This is a genomic window from Saliniramus sp. (assembly GCF_035311605.1).
Classification (GTDB): Bacteria; Pseudomonadota; Alphaproteobacteria; order Rhizobiales; family Beijerinckiaceae; genus Saliniramus.
Genome location: NZ_DATGCW010000085.1, coordinates 1 through 2,206, shown reverse-complemented (window position 1 = coordinate 2,206; position 2,206 = coordinate 1). Strand labels below are relative to the sequence as shown.

The window sequence follows — 2,206 nt, the reverse complement described above, 5'->3', positions numbered from 1 at the left end:
GTCAACGACCGCGCCCAGCTTGCCGCTGCCGAGGCGGTGATGCAGGAGCGTCTGCGTGGACAGGCGATGGCGGGCGGCGCGACGCTGATCGATCCGGCCAGCGTGCATCTGAGCGCGGATACCGTGATCGGGCGCGATGTCGTGATCGAGCCGAATGTCTTTTTCGGCCCCGATGTCAGCGTGGGCGATCGCGCGGTCATCCATGCCTTCTCCCATATCGAAGGCACGCAGATCGGCGCCGGGGCGCAGATCGGCCCCTTCGCCCGCCTCCGTCCCGGGACCAGGCTGGCGGAGAAGGCCAAGGTCGGCAATTTCGTCGAGATCAAGAAGGCGCAGGTCGGGCCCGGCGCCAAGGTCAACCACCTTACCTATATCGGCGATGCGCAGATTGGTGCGCGCGCCAATATTGGCGCGGGCACGATCACTTGCAATTACGATGGTTTCGACAAGCATCTGACCCGGATCGGCGAAGGCGCGTTCATCGGCTCCAACAGCGCGCTGGTGGCGCCGGTGACGATCGGCGTGGGAGCTTATGTGGGCTCCGGCTCGGTGGTGACACAGGACGTGCCCGACGACGCGCTCGCCATCGCGCGCGGGCGCCAGTTCACCCGGGCGGGCTGGGCGAGCGCATTCCGCGCGCGCAAGACGGCGAAGCCGGAAGGTTGAAGAACCGAGGCGGTTTAAGCAATTTTGCAATAAAGCGTCAGATAAGTTGATTTGGGCACTTTGCCGTTCCTGCCTTACCCATGACCGGCAAAGGATCATGCCTTGCGTCGCGATGCGGCGCAGATTTTGCCAGAGGGGTAGCGAATATGTGCGGCATCGTCGGCATCATCGGCAGGGAGCCCGTGGCGGAACGCATCGTCGATGCGCTCAAACGACTCGAATATCGCGGCTATGATTCCGCAGGTGTCGCCACGCTCAGCCGGGGTGGGATGGCGCGCCGCCGGGCCGAGGGCAAGCTGCGCAATCTCGAGGACAGGCTCGACCGCCAGCCCCTCGACGGTATCATCGGCATCGGCCATACGCGCTGGGCCACCCATGGCCGCCCCAATGAGGCCAACGCCCATCCCCATGCCACGGACGATCTCGCCATCGTTCATAACGGCATCATCGAGAATTTCCGTACCCTGCGCCATGAGCTGGAAGATGCCGGCGTACGCTTCGAATCGGAGACGGATACGGAAGTAGTCGCCCGCCTCGTCAGCTACGAGATGGCCGGCGGGATCGATCCCGCCGCTGCCGTGAAGAAGGTACTGCCGCGTCTGCGCGGCGCCTTTGCGCTGGCCTTCCTCTTCCGGGGTCGTGAGGACCTGATGATCGGCGCGCGCAGAGGCTCACCGCTCGCCATCGGCCATGGTGAGGGCGAGATGTTCCTCGGATCCGACGCGCTGGCGCTGGCGCCCTTCACCGAGACGATCACCTATCTCGAAGAAGGTGATATCGCGGTTCTGACGCAGACATCGCTCCGTGTCTTCACCGAGGATGGCGAGCCGGTCGAGCGCCCGGTCCAGCAGATCGCCGCCGGCGCCTTCATGGCCGAGAAGGGCAATTACCGCCATTTCATGGCCAAGGAGATTCACGAACAGCCGGAAGTGGTCGGGCGCACGCTCGCCGCCTATACCGACATGGCGAACGGCCTGTCGCGCCTGCCGGATGGTGTGGATGTCGACTGGAAGGCACTTTCGCGCATCACCATCACCGCCTGCGGCACGGCCTATTATGCCGGGCTGGTGGCGAAATACTGGTTCGAGCGCTTCGCGCGCATCCCTGTCGAGATCGATGTCGCCTCGGAATTCCGCTATCGCGACGCGCCGCTCGACGAAAACGGACTGATGATCGTGATCTCGCAATCAGGCGAGACGGCGGATACCCTGGCGGGTTTGCGTTATGCAAAGGAACACGGGCAGAGGGTACTCAGCGTCGTCAATGTGCCGACCTCGACCATCGCCCGCGAGAGCCATGCCGTGACCCAGACCCTGGCCGGGCCGGAAATCGGTGTGGCCTCGACCAAGGCCTTCACCTGCCAGCTCACTGTGCTGTTTGCTCTGGCGCTCCAGGCCGGGCGGGCGCGCGGGAGCCTGAGCGAGCCGAATGAGCGCGCGATGGTCGATGCCCTGGTCTCGGTTCCCGGCCTGATGAACGAGGCGATCCGGCACGAGGCCGCGATCAAGGCGCTGTCACGCGAATTGTCGAAGGCGCGTGA

At 64.7% G+C, this 2,206-nt stretch carries 2 protein-coding genes; both read left to right on the top strand.

Annotated features, from left to right (window positions below; translation table 11 throughout):
• Window positions 1-666, top strand: a 666-nt coding sequence (locus VKP01_RS04060; protein ID WP_324410517.1) for a DapH/DapD/GlmU-related protein, incomplete at its 5' end; no start/stop codon positions are given.
• A gap of 146 nt (window positions 667-812) precedes the next feature.
• The coding region (glmS, locus tag VKP01_RS04055) for a glutamine--fructose-6-phosphate transaminase (isomerizing) (protein ID WP_324410515.1) at window positions 813-2,206 on the top strand (1,394 nt) is incomplete at its 3' end.